Origin of the sequence: Snodgrassella alvi (assembly GCF_002777425.1) — a bacterium.
GTDB lineage: Bacteria > Pseudomonadota > Gammaproteobacteria > Burkholderiales > Neisseriaceae > Snodgrassella > Snodgrassella alvi_B.
In genome coordinates this window covers 22,971-48,938 of record NZ_MDVC01000090.1, presented here as the reverse complement: position 1 = coordinate 48,938, position 25,968 = coordinate 22,971, and the positions used below count along the sequence as shown (strand labels likewise).

The window sequence follows — 25,968 nt, the reverse complement described above, 5'->3', positions numbered from 1 at the left end:
GCTTGTGTTAACAGAAAGCCAGCTACAGGCTTTAGAGAAAGCGAAAGCAGCGCGAGAGGCACAGGGTGAAATTGAGACCCAGCATCCTGGATACTTATGCGCACAAGATACATATTATGTTGGTCATATTAAAGGGATTGGGAAAATATACCAACAAACGTTTATTGATACCTATTCAAGACTGGCGTTTGCTAAAGTATATACGGAGAAAAACAGTTTAGTTGCTGCGGATATGCTCAATGATAAAGTGATACCATTTTTTGATAATGAGCAGGTAGCGCTTTTACGAATTCTGACGGATAGAGGAAGTGAGTATAACGGTCATAAAGAGCGTCATGCATACGAACTATATCTGAATTTGGAGGATATAGAGCATACGAAAACAAAAGCCTACAGTCCGCAAACGAATGGTATATGTGAGCGGTTCCATAAGACGATGAAGACCGAGTGTTATGATATTATGTTTAGACGTAAAATATATACAGAACTGAAAGAGATACAACAAGATATTGAGCTTTGGCTAGAGTTTTACAATCGGGAAAGAGCACATTCAGGGAAATACTGTTATGGTAAGACACCTTGGCAAACTTGGGTAGAGACAAAAGGACTGGCTAAAGAAAAGCAGCTAGAGAATTTATTTTACTCATCAGACAGTCATTGTGTTAGAACGAATGCCGATGAGTAGGTAGTGTCTGTCAGATTAAGTTTAAGCTAGTACACAATAGTTATATTCTTAAAATAACGTACAAGATTAATTCAATTAAAAAGCCTGAGCGATAAGACTCAGGCTTGTGTGATAGATTAGTGTGAAGCTTACCAACTATTTGCGTGTTGATATTAGAATTTAAACACTCCTATGTATTTAAGACCGTTATAGCTGTCTTTATAGGGTTTTTGAAGTTTGAATTCGCTATCATACTCGCTCTCAGCCGTATACCAAATTACAGCATTTGCTTTAGTTATACCCAGTTTGTTACAGGCCTGAACTATCTGGTTCTTGCAGTCCAAGTCAGGGGCAATCAATTGGTCAACAAGGGTTGCAATGTCGACCTCCTCTTTCAGCGGTTCTGGATAGCCGACAAAATCCTCGTCGTACCAGTTATTACCTGTGTCTTTACAAAAGCCACAAACTTTATATTCAGGGCTACCTAATTCTTCAGTATAATCCAGCTCAAAATATTGGTTGAACTCATCAAGCGGCATATGGTTTGTCCCTATCCACAGGTGGGAATCACTTGTTGGATCAAATGTCTTGAATGGATATTTAGTATCTGCGTTAAATTCGCCTATATATTTAAGTCCGTTATAATTTTCTTTATAAGGTTTTTGTACCTCTAAATTTAATGAATAATCGTTATTTATATACCAGAATACCGCATTGGCTGTTGTAATACCCAATTTAATGCATTGTTCATAGATATTTTTCTTTTCGCTTTCATTCACTTCTATTGTATCAATAATAAGATTGATATCCTGTGGTGAAGAGAATCTATCTAATATAACCAAACGTTCTGGCATATAATGAATTTCGCCTATATCAGCACAGAATAAGCATGATGGTGTAACGAAATCAATTGGTTTATCTTCTATCTCTTCAAAATAGTGTTGATATTCTTCATCTGTCGAAAAGTTATTGCCTATCCATAGTTGAATAGTAACATTATTCAAATCAATTTTACTCATGATGACTACTCCTTAATTAATTAACATTTGAGTTTGTATCTCATATGCTTTGTATGCATTGATTCTATAATTTTTTTGGCCTCAGTTTTCGATTTGGCTCCTTTCAATTCTCCTATTAGCTCCTTATGGAACCAACTGCCAGCACCAGTGCCATGATGAGCTCCTTCAAGTATTTCTCCTGTTTTTCCATGTTTAACACCGGTAAAATAAATATCCTTTGTCGGTAGGGTCAGTGCTTTTAATTCCTCAGCAGTAAAACCTAAAGACTTCGCTTTGGCAGCAAGGCTAACTGGAAACATTTCATGTTTACCGCCACCATTTCTTAATCCTCCTTTTACAGCTTCAATATTCTGATTAATCTCTTCGGGTGTTGCATTATTAAACCAGTCATCAAAACCTCCTCTTGGCCACGGGGCTTTAGCCCATCCCCACGGATCAATCCAAGTCAACCCATTAGGCGCATACTGATACAGATTAAAGCCACCCAGCAGTCCAATCGGGTCTGGCTGAGTAAATCTACCTATATCCGGATCATAATACCTGAAGGTATTGTAATGTAAGCCGGTTTCTCTGTCTAAATATTGTCCCTGATATCTGAGATTCTGCTCTATGGGTTCGTGTTCGATTTCATGAATCCGTTTCCCCCATAACTGAAAGCTGCATTCCCACAGTATTTTACCGTTTTCGTCGGTCAACTCTTCCGGACAGCCATTCAGATCGGTGTGGAAGTACATGACTTTTTCGTGGTCATTACCTCTTTTATCTATCCGTGCCAGTGGTTCGTAGCTGCTCTGGTCGGTGTGTAGATATACAGGCTGCTGTGCTGATTCAGGCCGGTTTCCTGAATCATTCTTAACCCATCCCACAGGAAGCGGGTACGGTTGCAGGGTTTACCTGTGATGTTTTTCGATACGCCGGCCAAGGGCGTCGTAGACGTAGCCATAACGCTGACTGCGGTCTGCTTGTTCGATGCGTACTTCGCTCAGGCGGTGCTCGGCGTCGTAGTGGTAGTGCTGGGTGGCACCGATGGTCTGTTTGGTCTGGGTTCTGCCGTGTTCATCGTAGCGGTAGCGGTGTCCTCTGAAATGCAGCAGTTGGTTACAGCGGATCAGATTGTGGTTGCTGTATTCTTCTCTGTGTTTGCTGTCCAGCAGGTTGGCAGCAGCATCATATTGCAGGGTTTCCCAGTATCTCTGGTTGCGGCAGCCTTCGATTCTGCCGGTGCGATCATAGTAGTAATCGGTCTGTCCGTGTCTGCTGTGTTTTTTGCTTACCAGCCGGTCGAGGTTGTCGTACTGGTAGCTGCGTTCGATGAGGATATCGGTAAATCATCTTCAATAGTTATATTCTTAAAATAACGTACAAGATTAATTCAATTAAAAAGCCTGAGCGATAAGACTCAGGCTTGTGTGATAGATTAGTGTGAAGCTTACCAACTATTTGCGTGTTGATATTAGAATTTAAACACTCCTATGTATTTAAGACCGTTATAGCTGTCTTTATAGGGTTTTTGAAGTTTGAATTCGCTATCATACTCGCTCTCAGCCGTATACCAAATTACAGCATTTGCTTTAGTTATACCCAGTTTGTTACAGGCCTGAACTATCTGGTTCTTGCAGTCCAAGTCAGAGGCAATCAATTGGTCAACAAGGGTTGCAATGTCAACCTCCTCTTTCAGCGGTTCTGGATAGCCGACAAAATCCTCGTCGTACCAGTCATTACCTGTGTCTTTACAAAAGCCACAAATTTTATATTCAGGGCTACCTAATTCTGCTGTATAATCCAGCTCAAAATATTGGTTGAACTCATCAACCGGCATATGGTTTGTTCCTATCCACAGGTGGGAATCACTTGTTGGATCATATACCTCTAGTGGATATTTAGTATCCGCGTTAAATTCGCCTATATATTTAAGTCCGTTATAATTTTCTTTATAAGGTTTTTGTACCTCTAAATTTAATGAAACATTATTATTAATGTACCAGAATACCGCATTGGCTGTTGTAATACCTAATTTAATACATTGTTCATAGATTTTTTTCTTTTCACTTTCATTCACCTCTATTGTATCAATAATAAGATTGATATCCTGAGGCGAAGAGAATCTATCAGGTATAACCATACTTTTTTCGATATAACAAGGTTCATCTAGGTCAGCACAGAATAAACATGATGGTTTATTATCAAAAAATGATGCAGGTATTTCAAAATTTTGATGAAAATAGTGTTGATATTCTTCATCTGACGAAAAGTTATTGCCTATCCATAGCTGAATAGTAACTTTATTCAAATCAATTTTATTCATGCTGACTACTCCTATTCTATTAACATTTAGATTTATATCGCATATGTTTCTTATGCATTCTGTCTATAATGGATTTTGCTTCTGTTTTCGATTTGGCTCCCTTCAATTTTCTTATTAGCTCCTTATGGAACCAACTGCCAGCATCAGTGCCATGATGAGCTCCTTCAAGTATTTCTCCTGTTTTTCCATGTTTAACACCGGTAAAATAAATATCCTTTGTCGGTACGGTCAATGCTTTTAATTCCTCAGCAGTAAAACCTAAAGACTTCGCTTTGGCAGCAAGGCTAACTGGAAACATTTCATGTTTACCGCCACCATTTCTTAGTGCTCCTTTTACAGATTTGATATTCTGATTAATCTCTTCGGGTGTTGCATTATTAAACCAGTCATCAAAACCTCCTCTTGGCCACGGAGCTTTAGCCCATCCCCACGGATCGACCCAAGTCAACCCATTAGGCGCATACTGATACAGATTAAACCCGCCCAGCAATCCTATCGGATCTGGCTGAGTAAAGCGACCTATATCCGGATCATAATACCTGAAAGTATTGTAATGTAAGCCGGTTTCTCTGTCTAAATATTGTCCCTGATATCTGAGGTTTTGCTCTATGGGTTCGTGTTCGATTTCATGAATCCGTTTTCCCCAGAGCTGAAAGCTACATTCCCACAGTATTTTACCGTTTGCATCGGTCAACTCTTCCGGACACCCGTTCAGGTCGGTGTGGAAGTAGCGGATATGTTGTTCATGGTTGCCGTCTGTGTCTATGCGTGCCAGTGGTTCGTAGCTGTTCTGGTCGGTATAGATATACAGGCTGGTGGGGTGATTCGGGCCGGTTTCCTGAATCATTCTTAAGCCGTCCCACAGGAAGCGGGTACGATTGTAAGGTTGGCCGTCGCGGTCTATCTGATGCTTTTCGATACGCCGGCCTAAGGCATCGTAGACGTAGCCGTAACGCTGGCTGCGGTTTAGTTGTTCGATGCGTACTTCGCTCAGACGGTGTTCTGCATCGTAGTGGTAGTGCTGGGTGGCGCCGATGCTCTGTTTGGTTTGGGTTCGGCCGTGCTCGTCGTAGCTGTAGTGGTGTTCTCTGAAATTCAGGAGCTGGTTACAGCGGATGACATTCTGATTGCTAGGGTCTAATTCTATTGGCCGTCTGTGGTCTAATAGGTTAGCAGCAGCATCATATTGCAGGGTTTCCCAGTATCTCTGGTTACGACAGCCTTCGATTCTGCCGGTGCGATCATAGTAGTAATCGGTCTGGCCGTGTTTGCTGTGTCTTTTGCTTACCAGCCGGTCGAGGTTGTCGTACTGGTAGCTGCGTTCGATGAGGATATCGGGCAGGATGGGATTCTGATTGCGCCGTATCTGTTTGTGTTGTAGGCGGCTGTTGCGGTCGTATTTGAACTGGGTGTTCAGGCGTCCCTGGGTACGTAATACTTCGCGGTGCAGGTTGTCGCGTTCGATGTCGCTGATGATATGGCCGTCGATGTTTATCTGGTGCAGGTGGCCGGAACCGTAATAGAGGTTGTTGATGGTGCGCCCATCCGGCAAGGTGGTAGCGATACGGTTGCCCAGTGGGTCGTACTGGTGGCTGAGGGTGCCCTGTGCGGTGGTTTCGCTCAGCAGGTTACCCAGTTGGTCGTAGCTGAAGGCGATGAGGTCGGGTTCTGCTTCTGCGGGCAGGCCGGCTTTTTTGTAGCCGACTTTGATAAGGTTGTCGGCTTTATCGTACTGGTAGGCGGTGGTGCCGTCGGTGGTGTATTTGCCGATGAGGCGGCCGATGGCATCGCGTTTGAAGCGGTGGGTGATTTCGGCACTGCTGCCGGCAGCAAAGTGCACGGCGCTGACGTTATTCAGTGCATCGTAGTTGTATTTCTGTTTACGCCCGTCCAGATCGGTTTGTTCGATGAGGCGGTCGGCGGCATCGTATTGAAACTGGTAGTGTTCGCCGTTTTCGTTGGTGAGGGTGTTGAGGCGGCCATAGGCATCGTAGTTAAAGCCGAGTTTGCGTCCGGCAGCATCGATGCGGGTATGCACCAATCCGCGCGGGTCGCGCTGGTAGTGGGTGCTGTGGCCGGCGGGATCGGTATAGGTCAGTAGCTGGCCGGCACTGTTGACGCGATAATGTTCCTGTCTGCCGTCGGATAAGGTTACGCCGGTAAGCTGGCCGGCGGCGTTGTACTGGTATTTGCTGCTGTTGCACTGGGCGTCGGAAATACTGCTGAGATTGCCTGATGCATCGTAATAGAGATGGGTGGCGGTACCGGAGCAGTCTCTGTGCTGAATCAGTTGACCGTTCTGGTTCCAGCGCAGGTATTTGTTGCCACCGCGCGCATCGGTGATTTGAACTATCTGGCCATGCAGGTCGTACTGGTAGTGGGTACGCTGTTTGTGGGGGTCAATAACGCTGCGCAGGTTGCCACGCTGGTCGTAGTAGTAACGCCAGGTGCTGCCATCGGGGTCGACGCTGATGGTGGGTAAAGCCCAGTGTGGCAGCCACTGGGTTTGGCTGGTACGGCCGAGGGGATCGGTTTCTGCGGTTTCGCGTCCCTGTTCGTCATAGCTGTAGCGCCATTTCCCGCCTTGGGGATTGGTGACGCTGACCAGTTGCTGGTCTTCGTTCCACTCAAATTCGGTAGTCTGGCCGAGGGGGTCGATGTAGCGGGTGATTTGGTAGACTTCGTTCCAGTAATGCTGGCTTACTCGACCTAGACTGTCATATACAGTGGTGAGGCGTTGTTCGAGATCATATTGGAAGCGGTAGTCTTCCAGACGTTTACCGTCGGCTTCGCTCCAGTGGCGGATGACGCGCCATGCGGTTTCTGCTGGCCCGTCGAAGTGCTGCCACTGGTAATAGCACTGCAAACCAGTGGGCAGGCGGTGGTAGTTCATGCGCCGGCCGTTGTCGTAGGCAAATTCTCTGGTGGGGCGGTTTTCAGCATCGATGACCTGTTGTAAATCGCCCTGTTCGTTGTAGTGGTACTGGTTCAGTAGCTGGCTGCTGCCGTCTGATAGTTCTCGTTTGATGTGGGTGACGCGCTGGGGATGGCGTTTATCCTGATAATGCAGGGAGATGGTGGCAGCCTTACTGTCGTCACTGATGTGGCTGATACGGCTGTGCTGATCACGGTAGATAAACAGGTGGTTGTCGTTGCGGTCTTGCAGCAGGGTAAGGTAGAGGCGATTGGGCTGGTTGGGATCGGGTTCAAACAGGCGGTAGGTGCCGTCGTCATCTTCGATCACCCAGCGATTCTGTTGGCCACGGCGGATGCTGATATTTTCACTGACAATGCGGATACCTTCACCCGGCTGCAAGGCTTCGATTTCGATGCGCCTTCCCTGTTCGTTAATGTAGAAGGCGGTGCAGGAGCCGTCTGACTGCGGATTGATTTCCATTTCTACTTCATAGGGGACGCTCCAGCCGGCACCAAACATGTTGTGGGTGCGGGTATCGATGCTGCTGTAAAAACGCTGCCATTCGATGGGGAAATGGGCGGGGATGGTGAAGTCGAGCTCTTCGGTGCCGGCAAGGAGTTTGGCACCGGTGGGCAGGTGAACGGGGTTACCGCGGGTTACGGCTTTGGTCGCGCTGGCGATGACATAGCTGGTGGCGCCATTAATGGCGAGGTTGACCAGCAGACAGCCAATTTGGACACATCTTTTATTGGGGCGCTTAAGGGAGGCTAATATGCCAATGCCTAAGGATATGGGGTGTTTGCCACTGCGTATCGGGCGCACGACGATGGGTTCACCACCGATGCGCACGTTGTTGGAAACTCTGACGCCACCCTCGCAGTTGTCGGTAACTTTGGCTTCACAGGTGCTGCGGTCGTTGCTGCGTACGGCGGGCTGGCTGTTGATGTAGACTTTGCTGGAACCTTCGGCCATGTATTCATATGTACCGGGTAGATGTGGATGCTTGGCACAGGTGATTTTGTCGTTATCTTTGGGTACTGCCCGTGGGTCGGCTGTAGCTACGGTAGGTCTGAAAATTTCTTTGGCCATTTCCCACAAGCCACTGAGTATACCTGCGGCTATGTCGAGGAATTCTGTGGGTTGTTGTGGTTGTTCGCTGTCTTCGGTCAGTTCGATGCTTGGGTCTATTGTGCCTGCGGCACGGGCTGCCGGTTTGCTGTTGATACGGGTATTGGGTGAGCCGGTGGTGATTTTGCCATCTTCGTTGAGGGGAAAGATGCTACTGACCCAGTCGGCGAGATTGGATACGACGTTATCGCCGCCAGTCATGGTCATGACGATGCCTACGACAAGGCTGAATGCCAGTCCACCGGTGGTTATGGAGCCGAAAACGAGGAAGGCTGCGGCTGCGGTAATGGCAGCATAGGTGGCGATTTCTACGGCAGCGCCAACGATGTCTGCGAGCATGGAGGTGTGTAAAAGGATGTCTCCCTCGCGGGCAGCCCAGTAGGCTTCTCCCATGGCAATCCCCTTAAATGATTGGTTTTTAAATTCAGAATTTTGTTTATTTACCTGCCTGTAGGGTAATTACGTTTCCGAAAACTGGGTATGCGTCCCTGTGTTTATTGGAAACGTTGTATTGGGTAATGGAAAGCAGTTAAGTTGGCAGGTGCTAACCATTCCTATTAAGCATAAATTATGCCACAATTTAACCTTTTTTATCTAATTTTATTAATAATTGATGTATATAGAAATGGGTTAGTGTGCTGGTATTTGGGAAATTGAATTGCGGATTTTCTCCCTTTCTTCCTGACAAAATCCCTGTATTTTCTGGATTTTGGCCTTTTTTATGTGCGTAGTAGAAAAATCTAAAAGAAAGCACTACCCCACAATCCCAGAAAAACAAAACTGCCTGTGGCCATACAGTTGGCCACAGGCAGTTTTATCTGGTCATCAGTTTAACAGACTTCCAGATAATCCATGATACTTTGTGCCGCATCACGTCCTTCGGCTATGGCGGTAACCACCAGATCTGAACCGCGGGTAATATCACCGCCGGCAAAAATTTTCGGATTGGCGGTTTGCTGTTTATATTCGCCGCCAGTCTGAATGCGGCCACGTTCATCCACGGTTACGCCGACAGTGCTTAACCACGGCATGCTGTGCGGAGCAAAACCAAACGCCAAAATCACGGCATCGCAGGCAATTACTTCTTCACTGCCGGCAACGATTTCAGCGCGGCGGCGCCCTCGTTCATCCGCTGCGCCCATACTGGTTTTCACCACCTGAATACCAGTAACGGCACCTTCTGCATTGGTCACTACGGCCTGCGGCTGCACATTGAATTTAAACTGCACGCCTTCTTCACGCGCATTATTGAATTCCTTTTTGGAGCCGGGCATATTGGCGGCATCGCGGCGATAGGCACAGATAACTTCTTTTGCCTGCTGACGCAAAGCTGTACGCACACAATCCATGGCAGTATCACCGCCTCCCAGTACCACTACGCGCTTATCGGCCATGGAAACATAATCTTTACTGGCAATATTCAGCAGATTTTCGGTATTGCCAATCAGATACGGCAAGGCCAGATAGACGCCGCTGGCATCCTCATTCTCAATGCCGGCACGCAGCCCCTGATAAGTACCTACGCCTAAAAATACAGCATCGTACTGTTGTTCTAGCTGTTGCAGGGTGATATCTGTGCCAACATTCACGCCCAGCTTGAATTCAATACCCATATTGGTAAGTACATGGCGCCGGCGCATCATCACTTCTTTTTCCAGCTTGAAAGCCGGAATGCCAAATGTGAGCAGGCCACCAATTTCTGGCGCCCGTTCGTATACTGTAACGTCTACACCGTTGCGAATCAGCACATCGGCGCAGCCCAGTCCGGCCGGGCCGGCACCCACTACGGCCACTTTTTTGCCTACTTTTTCTACTGCGCTGATATCAGGGCGCCAGCCCTGCGCAAAAGCCTGTTCAGTAATGTATTTTTCGATGGCACCAATGGTAACCGCACCAAATTCAGCATTCAGAGTGCAATCACCTTCGCACAGACGATCCTGCGGGCACACTCGTCCGCACACCTCCGGCAGGCTGTTGGTAGTATGCGCCAGTTCCACTGCTTCGATAATCCGCCCTTCATTCGCCAGCCGCAGCCAGTTGGGAATATTATTGTGTAACGGACATTTGTTCTGGCAATACGGATTGCCGCAGGCCAGACAGCGGTCGGCCTGTGCAATCGCCTGTGCGGTAGTAAACGGCTGATAGATTTCCGCAAACTCATGCTGACGCACGGTCAGCGGCTCTTTCGGGGGATCGACACGCGGGACATCGATAAACTGGTAAACATTTTCGCGTTGACTCATCTGGTGTTCCTTGCACTATTTCTAATTATTCCTGCATTGTCCGGCGGCCTTACTGGGTAACAGCGCGCAACTCGGTAACGGTACGCGGTTTATGTCCCAGCAGCGCATCTACATCATTGGCTTTCGGTTTAACCAGCACAAAGCGATTAACATAATTGTCCCATTTGGCCAGAATGCGTTCCCCCAGCGGACTGTGGGTATTTTCCACATGCTCAGCAATCAGGCCACGCAGATTTTCCTGATGCATGGTTAGTGTGCTGATATCCAGCCCTTCCACCAGCTCGGGATTGATGCGCTGCCGGAAACCGCCGTCCACATCCAGCACATAGGCAAAACCGCCAGTCATACCGGCACCGAAGTTGATTCCGGTTTTGCCCAGTACACACACCACGCCGCCGGTCATGTATTCACAGCCATTGTCGCCAATACCTTCCACCACCACCGTGGCTCCGGAATTGCGCACAGCAAAACGTTCACCGGCCTTACCGGAAGCAAACAGTTTGCCACCGGTAGCACCATACAGACAGGTATTGCCAATAATCGTGGTGTCTTCCGGCTGGAATGCTGTACCGCCGTGCGGATGAATCACAATCTTGCCGCCGGCCATTCCTTTGCCCACATAATCGTTGGCATCTCCGGTCAGATACAGGTTCACCGTTCCGGCCAGCCATACACCGAAACTCTGTCCCGCTGTACCATTCAGATATATATCAAAGCGCTGTGGTGCATGGCCGCGATTGCCATAAGCAGCAGCAATCTGGCCGGATAAAGTGGCACCTACCGAGCGATCGGTATTATTGATGTCATAGCTTAAATCTACATCAGCCCCGCTTTGTACCGCGTCGCCAATATCCTGCATGATGGTGCGGTTGAGGCGGCCGCTATCAAATGGTGGATTGGTCTGGGTACAGTAGCGCGAGCTGCCATCCGGCACTTTCGGCGAATACAGCAACTTGCTTAAATCCAGCGTACTTTGTTTCGGCGTAATGCCGGATATGACTTCCAGCAACTCGGTACGGCCGATTAAATCGGTTAACTGGGTTACCCCAAGCTGTGCCATGATTTCGCGCACATCCTGTGCAATGAATTTGAAATAATTCATCGCTTTTTCCGGTAAACCATGGAAATGTTCCTGGCGCAGGGTATCGTCCTGAGTGGCCACGCCGGTAGCACAGTTATTCAGGTGACAGATGCGCAGATAACGGCAGCCCAGTGCAATCATCGGCCCGGTACCGAAGCCAAAGCTTTCTGCGCCCAGAATCGCTGCTTTAACAATATCCAGACCGGTTTTGAGGCCGCCATCCACTTGCAGACGCACTTTGTGGCGCAGATTATTTTCCACCAGCGCCTGCTGTGCTTCGGCCAGCCCCAGCTCCCACGGGCTGCCAGCATATTTCACGCTGGTAATCGGGCTAGCGCCTGTACCACCATCATAACCGGATATGGTAATCAGATCGGCATAAGCTTTGGCTACGCCGGTGGCAATAGTGCCAACACCCGGTAAAGACACCAGCTTTACTGAAATCAGTGCCCGCGGATTAATCTGTTTTAAATCAAAAATCAGTTGTGCTAAATCTTCAATCGAATAAATATCATGATGCGGTGGTGGCGAAATCAGGGTAGAACCGGGCACCGCAAAGCGCAGTTGCGCGATATACGGGGTAACCTTGTCTCCCGGTAACTGGCCGCCTTCACCCGGTTTGGCACCCTGCGCCACTTTAATCTGAATAACATCAGCACTCATCAGATAGGCCGGTGTTACCCCGAAACGGCCGGAAGCCACCTGCTTAATCCGCGATACCCGTTCGGTGGCATAACGGCGCGGATCTTCGCCGCCCTCACCGGAATTAGAAAAACCGCCCAGCCGGTTCATCGCTGTGGCCAGTGCCTCATGTGCTTCCGGGCTTAATGCCCCTATCGACATGGCCGCACTGTCAAAGCGCTTATACAGATTCTCCGCTGCTTCCACCTGTTCCAGCGCTACCGGTGTGGCGGTTTCGGTTTTCAGACGCAGCAAATCGCGCAGCATAGAGGGAGGTCGCTTATTTACAGCATCGGCATAGCAACGATAGCGGGCATAATCGCCACTGTTGACGGCTGCCTGCAAAGTATTGACCACTTCGGGGTTATAGGCGTGAAATTCACCCTGTGGCTTGTATTTCAGATAACCGCCGATTTCCAGCCCTCGACTTTTCTGCCAGGCACGTTTATGAAACCAGCGCAGTTCTGCGTCTAGCTGGGCAAAAGTTGCTCCCTCAATACGGTTAAGCATATTTTTAAAGCACAGCTCCATCACCTCATGATGAAAGCCGATTGCTTCAAACAGACAGGCACAACGATAGGAAGAAATAGTCGAGATGCCCATTTTAGAGATAATTTTATACAAGCCCTTATTGATGGCATTGCGGAAATTTATCATTACCTGCCGTAGTGGTTTGGTAATCGCGCCAATGCTTACCATTCTGGCCAGACTCTCATAGGCCAGATAGGGATACACTGCCGTGGCACCCAAACCTATCAGTACGGCAAAATGGTGCGGGTTACGTGCTGAAGCGGTTTCAACAATAATATTTGCATCGCAGCGCAGATTGGTTTCCACCAGTCGCTGCTGAATCGCGCCAACACTGAGAACAGCCGGAATCGGCATAGCATCACGACTGACATTACGGTCTGAAATCACCAGCAGCACTGCTCCATTTCTGACTGCGGCCACAGCCTCATCACATAAGCGAACCAGAGCCTCTTTCAGGCTGGTTTCATTCGGGTTATACACTGCATCCAGATGATGATGCTGATAGTATTCGGCTGATAATTGCAGCAACTGCTGCATATCAGAGTACAGCAGTACCGGCGATTTAAAATTCACCCGGTGTGACATTCCCTCAGCTTCAAAAAACACACTCATTTCGCGCCCGATACAGGTATTCAGGCTCATCACATGTTTTTCACGCAAGGGATCTATCGGTGGATTGGTTACTTGGGCAAAATACTGGCGAAAATAATCAAACAGCACCCGAGGCCGCTGCGACAACACCGCAAACGGCGTATCGTCTCCCATCGAGCCTACCGCTTCTTGACCATTTTCGCCCAGCACCCGCACCACACTTTCCAGTTCTTCCAAGTCATAACCAAACAGCTTCTGATACACCAGCAATCTGTCTGCTGAAAAACTGGATTCGCCCACTTCTTCATCCGGCAGTTTCTCAAACGGAACCAGTGATAGAACATTTCTGTCCAGCCACTCCTTATACGGATGGCGCGTTTTCAGTTCGGTGTTGATGTCAGCCGATTGCATCAGCCTACCCTCACGCGTATCTATCACCAACAGTTCACCCGGGCCAACACGGCCTTTCTCCACTACTTCATCCGGCGCGTAATCCCAGATACCCACTTCCGATGCAATGGTAATCAGCTTGTCCTGAGTAATCACATAGCGAGCCGGCCGCAGGCCGTTACGGTCGAGCGTACAGGCTGCATAGCGGCCATCGCTGAGCACAATCCCCGCCGGACCATCCCACGGTTCCATGTGCATGGAATTAAAATCATAAAAGGCGCGCAAGTCCTCATCCATATCCGGATTGTGTTGCCAGGCCGGCGGCACCAATAAGCGCATGGCACGAAACAAATCCATACCACCATTTACAAACAGCTCCAGCATATTGTCCAGTGAGCTGGAATCTGAGCCAGTTTCATTCACAAATGGTGCGGCCGTCTGCAAATCTGGAATCAGCGGAGTGTGATATTTATATGAGCGTGCCTTTGCCCAAGCCCGATTACCAGAAATGGTATTGATTTCACCATTGTGCGCCAGATAACGGAATGGTTGCGCTAGCTGCCAGCGCGGCAGTGTATTGGTAGAAAAACGCTGGTGAAACAGACAAATCGCACTTTGCATGCGTAAATCAGCCAGATCAGGATAAAACCGCGGTAAATCCTTGGGCATGCACAGCCCTTTATAAATCATCACCTGATTAGACAGGCTGCAAATATAAAAATCACGGTGATTAATGCGCTTTTCAATGCGTCGGCGGGTCATAAACAGCCGCCGTTCCAAATCCCGCGGCAGCCAGCCAGCGGGCGCATTGATAAATACCTGCTCAATATGCGGCATATCTGCCAGTGCAATGGCACCGAGCATTTTCGGATTGGTGGGCACAGGCCGCCACAATGAAATATTCAGCGTTTCACGTGTCAGCTCTTCCTCAATAATAGCCTTATATTCCTGTATCAATGCTTCATCGCGCGGAAAAAAAATCATCCCCACGGCAAAATTCTTTGCCAGCGTAATGCCTGCTTCCTCCGCTACCGCCTGAAAGAATTTTTTCGGCATTTGCAGCAGCAGGCCACAGCCATCCCCCGTTTTACCATCCGACAGAATCGCTCCGCGATGCTGCATGCGTGACAGCCCCAATATTGCGGTACGCACCACCTTGTGGCTGGGCTCGCCTTCAATATTGGCAATTAATCCAAAACCGCAGTTTTCTTTTACCAGAGAGTGGTCGTATAAGCCGGACATCAGGAAACCTCGCTTGCTGCGCTAACTGCAAAGCACAAATTAATTAGTCAAGATAACAAACATACAAAAATTTACCTATATGCGTCAAAAACTTTTTTGTTCAGCTCGACAAAAAAAACTCTATAATTTCATTGAATTTTAGTTTAAATCACTACATATACCCAGATTTGTGCATATTAAAACGGCATTCGGCTGAAAAGATGCCATATTTCACCAAATTACACATTTATGGCAATAAAGCTTTAAAAAGCAAAAAAATTTGCAGAAGGCACAAATCATGCCATCTGCAATCCACTTGTATGAGAATAATAATCAGTTAATATTTTAATTCAATTATATTTAAGACAACCTTTCAAATAAATTTATTCCTGATCATAAGTACCGAGATAAACAGGATTCTGAGTTCCCCTCACCTTGAAGAATTCGCCGGCAAGCAACCTAAAAAGTTTCGCTATCTTTAAAATCCTGCCAGCCATTACTCTATGGCTGCAATACTGGCAGTACGTCCAAAATCTTGTCATGTCTTCCCGTTTTTGCATTCGGAAAATATATTTTCCGAGAGCTTCACCTCAACATCAGATACCTAATTAATAATGTCCATTATCCAGTCATCTTCCTTTTCTCATACTGCCTATAGATAAAAAAAGGGAGATGCAAGCATCCCCCCGTTATATTTTATTCACTGACCACACCAGCGTGTTCAGCCTGAACATCGGCATGATAACTGGAGCGTACCATCGCCCCGATTGCCCCGTGCTTAAAGCCCATCTCATAAGCACGTTTTTCAAATACCTTAAACTGTTCCGGCGTGACATAACGCAATACTGGTAAATGGCTGTTACTGGGCTGCAAATACTGGCCGATGGTAATCATTTCCACATCATGGGCGCGCAAATCCTGCATCACTTCCAGAATTTCCTCATCACGCTCACCCAGCCCCACCATCAAACCGGATTTCGTCGCCACCTCCGGTCGTAACGCCTTATACTGTTTCAGCAACTTCAACGAATGCTGATAATCTGCCCCGGGTCGCGCCTGTTTATACAGTCGCGGAGCCGTTTCCAGATTATGGTTGAGTACATCTGGTGGAGTTTGTGCCAGAATATCCAGCGCCGTATCCAGACGGCCACGAAAATCCGGTACCAGCACCTCAATCTGGGTATGCGGGCTGGATTCGCGAATTGCACTAATGCAATCTGCAAAGTGTTGTGCCCCACCATCACGCAAATCATCACGGTCTACCGAAGTAATCACTACATAACGCAGATTCATCGCTTTCACCGAAGCGGCCAGATGTTTCGGCTCCTGAGGATCAAGCGGATTCGGACGGCCATGCCCCACGTCACAAAACGGACAGCGGCGGGTACAGATATCGCCCATAATCATAAACGTTGCCGTGCCCTTGCTGAAGCACTCACCAATATTTGGGCAACTGGCTTCCTCACATACCGTATGCAGCTTCTGCTCACGAACAATGTTTTTGATCTCAAAAAACTTTTGACTGCTGGGCAACCGCGCCCGAATCCATTCCGGTTTTTTCAGTTTTTCTTCTAGCGGCACAACCTTAATCGGAATACGCGCAGTTTTTTCCGCACCCTTATGTTTTATCCCTTGGCTGTTATCTTGATTCATAGTACCACTTTCTGTATAGATGGCCGCTCAGGCGGCGGTGCATTCAATTGCAAAGTCAGGTAGCCGGTTAAACGTTCGGCAACTTCAGCCAGCGAAGGACAAGGCTCTGCCAGATCAGCAATTTGAGTCATGTGCAAACCAGCATAGCCACACGGATTGATATGTGTAAACGGAGTCAGATCCATATTCACATTCAGCGCCAGCCCGTGATACACCGCACCCTGTTTGATGCGTAGCCCCAGCGAAGCGATTTTCCGGCCATTTACATAAACACCGGGGCGTTTCGGGTCATTCTCTGCCGCAATGTCGTAATCGGCCAGTGTAGCAATAATACTGTTTTCCAACCGGCTCACTAGCTCCCGTACGGTAATATGGCGCCGCTTGAAATCAATCAGCGTATACACTACCAATTGCCCCGGACCGTGATAAGTTACCTGTCCACCACGGTCAATCTGCACCACTTCAATTTCATCATGCACCAGAATATGTTCTGGCTTGCCGGCCATCCCCTGTGTAAACACCGGCGGATGTTCTACAACCCATAATTCATCTTCCGTTTCAGCTGTGCGATTCGCCGTAAAATCCTGCATCGCCTCAAAAACCGGCCGATAAGCGCGCAAGCCCAGCTGCACCACCTTCATAACACAACCTTCACCATGGGATGGCTACTTAAAGCACGATAAATATTGTCCAGCTGCTCCTGACTTTCCGCGCGGATAACCACCGTTGCACTAATATAATTTCCCTTACTGCTCGGGCGGGTATTGATATCTGCTGCTGCCGTTGCCGGCGCATGCTGCTGTACTACACCCAATACCGTGGCCGCAAACTCAGGATGCTGCGCACCCATTACCTTAACCGGGAAATCCAGCGGAAATTCAATAATACTGGTTTTCAGATTATCACTCATATCTATACCTTTCCTGTCTGCACACGTTTGTACCATTTAAATCCCATGCAAAACAGGCTTATTCACGTAAAAAATTTTAATCCAAAGCTAACAGCGGTAATAAGCTTATGCTAAGCAACAGCCTTCTGCGCCAGATAAGTCTGTAAACCCCGTTCACGCAGCACACAGCTCGGACACTCACCGCAACCGCCCTCCACCCCGTTATAACAGGTGTGCGTATGCTCGCGCACATAATCCAGATATCCAAGTTCATCAGCCAGCGCCCAAGTCTGCGCTTTATCCAGATACATCAGCGGCGTAATCAGCCTGAATTCATAATCCATCGCCAAATTCAGCGTTACATTCATCGACTGCACAAACACATTGCGGCAATCCGGGTAACCGGAAAAATCGGTTTCACACACGCCGGCAATCACATCATGAATCCCCTGCCCCTTGGCAAAAATCGCCGCATATAATAAAAACAGCGCATTGCGCCCATCAACAAAGGTATTCGGCAGACCCTCAGCCGGCGCCTCAATCGCCTGCTGTTCATCCATCAGCGCATTATGGGTAATGCTTTGCAACAGCGATAAATCCATCACCGTTTGCGCCACACCTAAGTCCTGCGCTATCCAGCGCGCCTTTTGCAGTTCAATCGCGTGACGCTGGCCATACTGAAAAGTAATCGTCTGTACATTCTCGCGTCCGTAAGTCGCAATAGCCTGCAACAGACAGGTAGTTGAGTCCTGACCGCCGGAAAAAATCACCAGCGCTTGAGCATGTTGTTTCATTATCCAGATTCCTTAGTTTTGATTTCAGAAGCGGCCGAAAAACCCATTTTCCAACCGTCTGACGTGGGAAGTTTGCGAACCACGCAGTCACTTATTATAAAACATTTGCTCTCCCATACTGACAGTCTGACCACGAAAGCGTGTAAAAGAGGTAAAATAATCGGCTTTACTGCTTAAAATTCAAGTATTCAAACATGTTGGTATTGGGAATCGAATCATCCTGTGACGAAACCGGCGTAGCCCTCTACGACAGCACGCACGGACTATTGGCGCATCAACTGCATACACAAATTGCCATGCATGCCGAATATGGTGGCGTCGTACCCGAGCTGGCCAGCCGCGACCATATCCGTCGTCTCACCCCGCTTACTAATGCCTGCCTGCAACAGGCTGGCAAAACCTACCACGACATCGATGCCATTGCCTATACACAGGGGCCGGGTCTGGGCGGAGCCTTGCTGGCTGGCGCCAGCTTTGCTAACGCACTGGCGTTTGCTCTCAACAAACCCATCATTCCAGTACACCACCTTGAAGGTCACATGTTATCGCCGCTGCTTAGCGAAGAAAAACCGGCCTTTCCCTTTGTCGCCCTGCTGGTTTCTGGCGGCCATACCCAATTCATGGCGGTAAAAGGCATCGGCGACTATACTCTGCTGGGCGAAAGCATTGATGATGCCGCCGGAGAAGCATTTGATAAAACCGCCAAACTGCTCGGCCTGCCCTATCCGGGTGGCGCAAAACTGTCCGAGCTGGCCAAACTGGGGCAACCGGGCAGCCTGCATTTTCCGCGCCCGATGCTGCATTCACACGACCTGAATATGAGCTTTTCCGGCCTGAAAACCGCCGTACTCACCGCCGTAAACAAAATCCGCACAGAAACCGGTTGCGGCACAGAGCTGCCCGAACAAATCCGCAATAACATCTGCCGCGAATTTCAGGATGCCGTAGTAGACGTACTCACCAGCAAAGCCAAACAGGCACTAAAACAAACTGGCTATCAGCAGCTAGTGGTTGCCGGCGGCGTGGGCGCCAACTGGCAGTTGCGTCAGAGCCTGAGCAGCCTGCCTAAAGTGCGTACATTCTTTCCGCCAATGGCCTACTGTACTGATAATGGCGCCATGATTGCCTTTGCCGGCGCCATGCATCTGGCTAGTGCCCAGCCGGCTGCCGGTTTCAACGTCAAACCACGCTGGCCATTAAGCCAGATTGTCCAGTAACGCCATACCCCGATAGCACTATTCCATCACACTGATTCATATGATCGAAATCAAAAACCTCAGCTTACAGCGTGGCAGCAAACAGCTTCTGCACAACGCCAGCCTGACTATCTATCCTGGCCAGCGCATCGGCCTGATTGGCAAAAACGGTACAGGTAAATCCAGTCTGTTTGCCTTACTGGAAGGTAAAATCAGCCACGACAGCGGAGACATTCGCTTGCCCAAACACTGGCGGCTGGCGACCGTCAAACAGGAAACACCGGCACTGGATACCCCTGCGCTGGATTACGTCTTGCAGGGCGATGGCGAATTACAGGAGCTACAACAGCTACTGCAACAGGCAGAAGCCTGCAACGATGGCCTCAAACAGGCAGAATACCATGCACGGCTGGACGAAATCGGCGCCTACAGCGCTCCGGCTCGTGCTGCCAAACTGCTCAACGGCCTTGGCTTTTCACAGCATGAACAGCAGCAGCCGGTAAAATCATTCAGTGGTGGCTGGCGTATGCGCCTGAATCTGGCACAGGCATTGATGTGCCGTACCGATTTACTCCTGCTGGACGAACCCACTAACCATCTGGATCTGGAAACTGTGCTGTGGCTGGAACAACATCTGTCCAATCTGAACACCACCCAGATCATCATCTCGCACGACCGCGACTTTCTCAACGCCACCACCACCCAAACAGTTGAACTGGCACAGCAGCAACTTACACTCTATGGTGGCAACTATGATTTTTACCAGCAGGAACGTGCACAGCGGCTGGCACAGCAACAGGCAGCCTATCTCAAACAGCAGGCACATATCCAGCACCTGCAATCCTTTATCGACCGCTTCAAGGCCAAAGCCACCAAAGCGGTACAGGCACAAAGCCGCATTAAGGCACTGGCACGGCTCGAACGCATCGCACCAGCACACTTGGACAGCGAATTCTCCTTTGAATTTGCTCAGCCCGACCACCTGCCCAATCCCCTGCTGAAACTGGAACACATCAACCTTGGCTATGGCGACAAAACCGTTCTGCACAATATCGACCTGTCGGTAGAATCTGGTGCCCGCTATGGCCTGCTAGGCGTAAATGGCAGTGGTAAATCCACTCTTATCAAAGCCATATCCGGCAGCCTGCAACCGATAAGCGGCCAGATTGTACGCGCGGAAAAGCTCAAAATCGGCTACTTTGCCCAACACCAGCTCGAAACACTGCGTGCTGACCAGAGCCCGATCTGGCACATTCAGCAACTGTCACCCGAAGTGCGCGAACAGGAAATCCGCAACTTTCTTGGCAGCTTTGCCTTTATCGGCGACATGGCCTTACAGCCAATTGCTCCCTTTTCTGGTGGTGAAAAAGCACGTCTGGCACTGGCCATGATTGTGTGGCAGAAGCCCAATCTGTTACTACTGGACGAACCGACCAACCATCTTGATCTCGACATGCGCCATGCCCTGACACTGGCCCTGCAAAGCTTTCAGGGCGCACTGATAGTCGTATCCCACGACCGCAGCCTGCTCGAATCCACTACCGATGCCCTGATTTACCTCAATCAGGGAGAACTTAAACATTTTGATGGCGACCTGAGCAATTACCGCCAGTGGCGTTTAACTCAGCAACAGCACAATGGTGAACAGCCACAAAACTCCAACGATAGCCTTAATCGCAAAGAACAGAAACGCATCGAAGCTCAACAGCGACAAGAACGCGCCCGTCTGGCCAAACCTTTACTAAAAAACATCGAAAAAGCCGAGCGCGACATGGAAAACTGGCAACAGCAGCAACAACAATGTGAAGCATTTCTAGCCAGCGAACAGGCCTACCTTGACGAAAACCGGGAAAAATTACAACAAATCATTACCCAATTGGCCGAGCTCAAAGTAAAATTAACCCAAACTGAAGAAAAATGGCTTGAATGGCAACAACAAGTAGAAGACATCAACCTGAACACGTGAATTAATGATGTACAAGGTTCAATAATGACATACAACAAATTCCTTCCCATACTGATATTGACCGGCGGCCTATTCATGGGAGACAGTGCCTATGCTAAAGTTTATACCTGTCTTGAAAACGGCGAAATTGTCTATACCTCCAAACCAAAGGGCAACTGTGCAGTAGCTAATCTGCCGCCTATCGGCAGCTACAGCGATAGTCGCCGCAGCAGCCCCTCAGCAGCCATACGTAGCCGGCCGCGCCCGGCAACCCGGGTAGCCACGGCCTACAGCGGCCCGCAACCCACGGTTAACATCGTTCCCAAAGGCAGCGACAATACCCGTCGTGCCATTTTGCAACAGGAACTGACCAATGAACGCAACGCTCTGGCACAGGCACAACAGGCTCTCAACCGCAGTCGTACCGGCAAAGGCGGCAATATCACCGAGCTACAAAGTGCTGTACTTGACCGGCAGCAAAACATTCAGGCCATCCAGCGAGAACTTGGCCGCATGTAAAACCCAAACAAAGGATAAATCATGAAAAAACGCTTAATTTCTGTTGCCCTGTCCACTCTGATCAGTACTTCTGCCATGGCACAGGTATACGAATGTATCGACAGCCGTGGCAATCACAGCTATGTCGAAATTCCCAAAGGCAAGAACTGTCATCCGGCCAGCAATTTGGGCGTAAATTTCTCAACAACTTCCGCCTACAAACCCGCCCCAAGCTACAGCACAACCATCGCTAAAGAAACAGACTCAACTGCCAGCAACCAGCCCAATCCGGCCGCTGTCGCCACGGCTCGCAAAAACCTCGCCGATGCGCAGAAAGCTCTGGAAGAAGGCAAAAAAGTACGTCTGGGCAGCGAACGCAATTACGCGCGTTATCAGGAACGCATTAAAGGCCTCGAAGATGTTGTCAAAGCACGGCAACAGGAACTGGATAGTGCCATGGGTAACAACAATACCAATACTAAAAAATAATTGTGCTACAACCCCATTTAGTCTGCTAAAAATATCGGTATAGTGGTAGTAGCAGTGCTTAATCTGCACACCTGCCACTACCGTTGAGCACACTCAGAAACTTACCTGCACCGCTTCATCACCCAGTAATGTGTACAGGCTGTCGAATAAAGTTGCTTCAGGCTTAATTAGCCAGCTTTTATCCGCGCGCAATTCACCATAAGCCTGCTGATACTGGCAGCAGAATTTCAGTGGCACATGCGCCTGCTGCTCACAATAAGGCCGTAACAACGCCGCCAGTTGACTAACGGGTGTATCCGCAGCGATATGCAATTGTAGACTGCGCGCATAACGGGCACTGGCTTCAGCAAGCGTAAATGCATCATCAGCAGTAATGCGTAAGCCATCGCCGCCATTGTATTCATCTACCGCAACCTTGCATTCCATAATCAATACCTGATCGGCCTTTAGACTAGCACCATATTCTTCCAACGCCTGACCAGCTACCACTACCTCCTGCTTGGCACTTCCATCTTCCAGTTGCACTACGGCAAATTTACCGCGTTTACCCATAATATAACGCACCGCAGTTACAAATCCGGCCACTTTCTGCTTATTATTGGATGGCTTAAGTGCCGCCAGTTTACTGCTCACCAGTGCGCGCACCTTATCAGCGTAAGGTTCGAAAGGATGGCCGGAAAAATAGAAGCCCATTGCCTGCTTTTCTTCCGCCAGTTTTACCGCCAGTGGCCATGGTGCCACTTCTTCCATTTGCAGGGGCTCTATAGCATCTTCCACCATATCAAATAAGCCACCCTGATTAGCATTGGCGGCCACCTGTTCTGCATTGTCCATCGCCAGTCCAATATTAGCCAGCAACTGAGCACGATTCGGATTTAGTTCATCAAATGCACCGGCTCGTACTAGAGCTTCCATAGTGCGGCGGTTCAGATGCTGGCGGTCGACGCGCTGGCAGAAATCAAACAGATCAGTAAACGCACCACCTGTTTCACGAGCACGCACAATTGCCTCTACCGCCCCCTCACCCGTACCTTTAATCGCACCCAGCGCATAACGAATCTGCTTATTATTATTTGGTGTAAACCGATAAAACGATTCATTGATACTGGGTGGCAGGAAAGTAATACCATTTTCAATACCATCATCAACAAAGATTTTCAGCTGGTCAGTATTGGTTAACTCGCTGGACATCGTACCCGCCAGATATTCAGCCAGATAATGACATTTAAGCCAGGCAGTCTGATACGATACCAGCGCATAAGCCGCAGCATGCGACTTATTGAAACCATAACCAGCGAATTTTTCCATATAATTGAAAATCTCGTTGGCCGTTTGCTTATCGATACCTTTTTCTGCCGCCCCAGCTTCGAAAATGGCACGATGCTTCACCATTTCCTCCACCTTTTTCTTACCCATGGCGCGCCGCAGTAAATCGGCGCCCCCCAGCGTATAGCCACCGCAAACCTGTGCCGCCTGCATCACCTGTTCCTGATACACCATCACCCCATAGGTGGAATCCAGTACTGGTTCCAGATTGGGATGCAGATATTCTACCTTTTCCTCACCGTGCATACGCCGGATAAAGTCGGGAATCAGATCCATCGGCCCCGGGCGGTACAAGGCCACAAACGCGATAATTTCCTCAAATTTGGTCGGGCGTGCTGTCACCAGCATCTTCTTCATCCCTACCGACTCAAACTGGAATACCGCAGTAGTATTGCCTTTGGCAAAAATATTGGCGTAAGTAGCCGCATCATCCAGCGGAATATGATTTACATCAACCTTCTGTCCAGTAGTCTCGAAAATAAATTTTTGCGTCATCTCGATAATGGTCAAGTTGCGCAGTCCAAGAAAGTCGAATTTCACCAGACCAATCTGCTCAACATCGTCCTTGTCAAACATGGAAACCGGAGACGCATCCTCACCACTTGCCTGATAAATCGGGCAGAAATCAGCAATTTTTCCGGGTGCCATCAGCACCCCGCCGGCATGCATACCCAAACCGCGAGTTAGGTCTTCCAGCTTTAGCGCCAGTGTCATCAGCTCTTCTGCTTCTTCTTCACGCAATAACTGCTGAATCTGCGGTTCGGCTTCCTGCGCTTTGGTCAGACTCAACGGCTTATTTGCTTCTACCGGTATCAGCTTGGACAAACGGTCACACAAGCCGAAAGGTAAATCCAGCACACGCCCGACATCACGTACCACAGATTTAGACGACATCGTACCAAAAGTTACAATCTGGCTTACCGCAGGTACACCATATTTATGGCGGACATACTGAATCACACGGCCACGGTTTTCCTGACAAAAATCGATATCGAAGTCCGGCATCGAAACCCGCTCCGGATTCAGAAAACGTTCAAACAGCAGGTTATAACGCAGCGGATCCAAATCAGTAATTTTCAACGAATACGCCACCAGCGAACCAGCACCGGAACCACGCCCGGGGCCCACCGGACAACCGTTCTGCTTGGCCCAGTTAATAAAGTCCTGCACAATCAGAAAATAACCGGGAAACTGCATCTGGATAATAATGCCCAGCTCATAATCCAGTCGCTGCTGATATTCAGGCATTTTTTGTGCCCGCTCAGCTTCATCCGGATACAGAAAAGCCATGCGTTCCTGCAATCCTTCATTACTCAGATGTATCAGCAGGTCGTCCAGCGTCATACCCTCTGGTGTCGGAAACTGTGGCAGATAATGTTTACCCAGAGTCAGCGTCAGATTACAACACTGTGCAATCGCTACCGTATTAGCCAGCGCTTCAGGAATATCAGCAAAGCGCGCCACCATCTCCTCTGGTGTCACAAAATACTGACTAGGCACAAAATCATGCGGACGGCGCTTATCTGCCAGCACATAGCCACTGGCAATACATACCCTGGCCTCATGTGCCTGAAAATCTTCAGCATCCATAAACTGCACTGGATGTGTGGCCACCACCGGTAACTGTTGCTCAGCAGCAAGTGCCACACTACCCGCCACCACGGCTTCCCATTCCGGCCGTTCCGGCAAGCGCTGAATTTCCAGATAAAAACGGTCGCCAAACCATTGCTGATATTTAGCACAGGCCTGTGCCGCCAGTTCTGGCTTACGCGCCAGCAAAGCCTGCCCAATTTCACCATACTGTGCGCCTGACAAACAAATCAGCCCGCTGTTATCTCCTTCTGCCAGCCATTGCTGCCGAATAAGAGGCTGATGCGGGTGGCGGTCTTCGCCTACATAGGCATCTGTCAGCAATTCATTCAGGCGCAGATAACCTGCATGATTTCTTACCACCAGCATTAGACGAAAAGGTTTGTCAGGCTGCTCCGGATTTTCCACACGCACATCTACTGCCATGATGGGCTTGATACCAGCATTACGGCAGGCCTTATAAAACTTCACCATGCCAAATACATTCATCAAATCACTGATACCGAGCGCCGGTATTCCTAAAGTACTGGCTCGCTTGACTGCTTCTTTAATTCGCACAATACCGTCTTCAATAGAAAACTCAGTATGCAGACGTAACGGAACATAGGGAAAATTGTTGGACATAGCACTTTTCATACCAGAACAATAATTGTCTGGTTTATCGGAAATAAAAAAGAGATAAAACTGGTGGACTAAACTGGCAACTTCATCAGCAGTATAGTGAAAAATACAAATGGCACTATTTCTGCACATTCAGCCAATGCACAAGCACATCGTTACAGCGTTAATTTTACCTGATTTGCTCAATCGCACAGCA

Annotated in this window: 17 protein-coding genes; 6 read left to right on the top strand and 11 right to left on the bottom strand. The window is 48.8% G+C overall.

Features of this window, described 5'->3' with window-relative positions:
* Positions 1-685 (top strand): integrase core domain-containing protein (locus BGI33_RS08190; protein WP_143557166.1); only part of this gene is annotated, 685 nt, incomplete at its 5' end.
* A 152-nt stretch (positions 686-837) separates the two neighbouring features.
* Here the strand turns inward: BGI33_RS08190 and BGI33_RS08185 are convergent.
* Complete coding sequence (locus BGI33_RS08185; RefSeq protein ID WP_100090720.1) at positions 838-1,683, bottom strand: immunity 22 family protein; 846 nt, start codon at positions 1,681-1,683, stop codon at positions 838-840.
* 20 nt (positions 1,684-1,703) lie between these two features.
* A complete protein-coding gene (locus tag BGI33_RS08180; RefSeq protein WP_218965173.1) occupies positions 1,704-2,549 on the bottom strand; it encodes an RHS repeat domain-containing protein in 846 nt (281 codons plus the stop codon).
* A gap of 15 nt (positions 2,550-2,564) precedes the next feature.
* Here BGI33_RS08180 and BGI33_RS08175 point away from each other — a divergent pair, with 15 nt between their 5' ends.
* Positions 2,565-3,041, top strand: a complete 477-nt coding sequence (locus tag BGI33_RS08175; protein WP_144235407.1) for a hypothetical protein — start codon at positions 2,565-2,567, stop codon at positions 3,039-3,041.
* 95 nt (positions 3,042-3,136) lie between these two features.
* Here BGI33_RS08175 and BGI33_RS08170 read toward each other — a convergent pair whose 3' ends face one another.
* The 8 genes from BGI33_RS08170 to queC form a co-directional block, all read right to left on the bottom strand.
* A complete protein-coding gene (locus tag BGI33_RS08170) occupies positions 3,137-3,988 on the bottom strand; it encodes an immunity 22 family protein (protein WP_100090718.1) in 852 nt (283 codons plus the stop codon).
* 19 nt (positions 3,989-4,007) lie between these two features.
* Positions 4,008-8,426 (bottom strand): RHS repeat-associated core domain-containing protein, encoded by a 4,419-nt coding sequence (locus BGI33_RS08165; RefSeq protein ID WP_100090717.1) that lies wholly within the window; start codon positions 8,424-8,426, stop codon positions 4,008-4,010.
* Positions 8,427-8,863: 437 nt separating this feature from the next.
* On the bottom strand, positions 8,864-10,276 hold the full coding sequence (locus tag BGI33_RS08160; protein WP_100090716.1) for an FAD-dependent oxidoreductase: 1,413 nt from the start codon (positions 10,274-10,276) through the stop codon (positions 8,864-8,866).
* 49 nt (positions 10,277-10,325) lie between these two features.
* A complete protein-coding gene (gene gltB, locus BGI33_RS08155; RefSeq protein WP_100090715.1) occupies positions 10,326-14,792 on the bottom strand; it encodes a glutamate synthase large subunit in 4,467 nt (1,488 codons plus the stop codon).
* A gap of 675 nt (positions 14,793-15,467) precedes the next feature.
* Positions 15,468-16,424: a lipoyl synthase gene (gene lipA / locus BGI33_RS08150; RefSeq protein WP_100090714.1), complete on the bottom strand. Its 957-nt coding sequence runs from the start codon at positions 16,422-16,424 to the stop codon at positions 15,468-15,470.
* Positions 16,421-17,065: a lipoyl(octanoyl) transferase LipB gene (gene lipB / locus BGI33_RS08145; protein ID WP_100090713.1), complete on the bottom strand. Its 645-nt coding sequence runs from the start codon at positions 17,063-17,065 to the stop codon at positions 16,421-16,423. The genes lipA and lipB overlap by 4 nt, the downstream gene beginning before the upstream one ends.
* A complete protein-coding gene (locus BGI33_RS08140) occupies positions 17,062-17,334 on the bottom strand; it encodes a YbeD family protein (RefSeq protein ID WP_100090712.1) in 273 nt (90 codons plus the stop codon). Before BGI33_RS08140 ends, lipB begins: the two co-directional genes overlap by 4 nt.
* Before the next feature lie 110 nt (positions 17,335-17,444).
* Positions 17,445-18,107, bottom strand: coding sequence for a 7-cyano-7-deazaguanine synthase QueC (queC, locus tag BGI33_RS08135; RefSeq protein ID WP_100090711.1), 663 nt, complete (start codon positions 18,105-18,107; stop codon positions 17,445-17,447).
* A gap of 194 nt (positions 18,108-18,301) precedes the next feature.
* Between queC and tsaD the strand changes: the two genes are divergently transcribed.
* The 4 genes from tsaD to BGI33_RS08115 are packed head-to-tail and all read left to right on the top strand — an operon-like array spanning position 18,302 to position 22,235.
* A complete protein-coding gene (tsaD, locus tag BGI33_RS08130) occupies positions 18,302-19,324 on the top strand; it encodes a tRNA (adenosine(37)-N6)-threonylcarbamoyltransferase complex transferase subunit TsaD (protein WP_100090710.1) in 1,023 nt (340 codons plus the stop codon).
* A gap of 40 nt (positions 19,325-19,364) precedes the next feature.
* Positions 19,365-21,269: an ATP-binding cassette domain-containing protein gene (locus BGI33_RS08125; RefSeq protein WP_100090709.1), complete on the top strand. Its 1,905-nt coding sequence runs from the start codon at positions 19,365-19,367 to the stop codon at positions 21,267-21,269.
* Positions 21,270-21,293: 24 nt separating this feature from the next.
* Positions 21,294-21,767, top strand: a complete 474-nt coding sequence (locus tag BGI33_RS08120; protein ID WP_180297063.1) for a hypothetical protein — start codon at positions 21,294-21,296, stop codon at positions 21,765-21,767.
* A 21-nt stretch (positions 21,768-21,788) separates the two neighbouring features.
* On the top strand, positions 21,789-22,235 hold the full coding sequence (locus tag BGI33_RS08115; protein ID WP_100090708.1) for a lipoic acid synthetase: 447 nt from the start codon (positions 21,789-21,791) through the stop codon (positions 22,233-22,235).
* 93 nt (positions 22,236-22,328) lie between these two features.
* Here BGI33_RS08115 and dnaE read toward each other — a convergent pair whose 3' ends face one another.
* On the bottom strand, positions 22,329-25,775 hold the full coding sequence (gene dnaE / locus BGI33_RS08110) for a DNA polymerase III subunit alpha (protein ID WP_100090724.1): 3,447 nt from the start codon (positions 25,773-25,775) through the stop codon (positions 22,329-22,331).
* Positions 25,776-25,968: the final 193 nt, after the last annotated feature.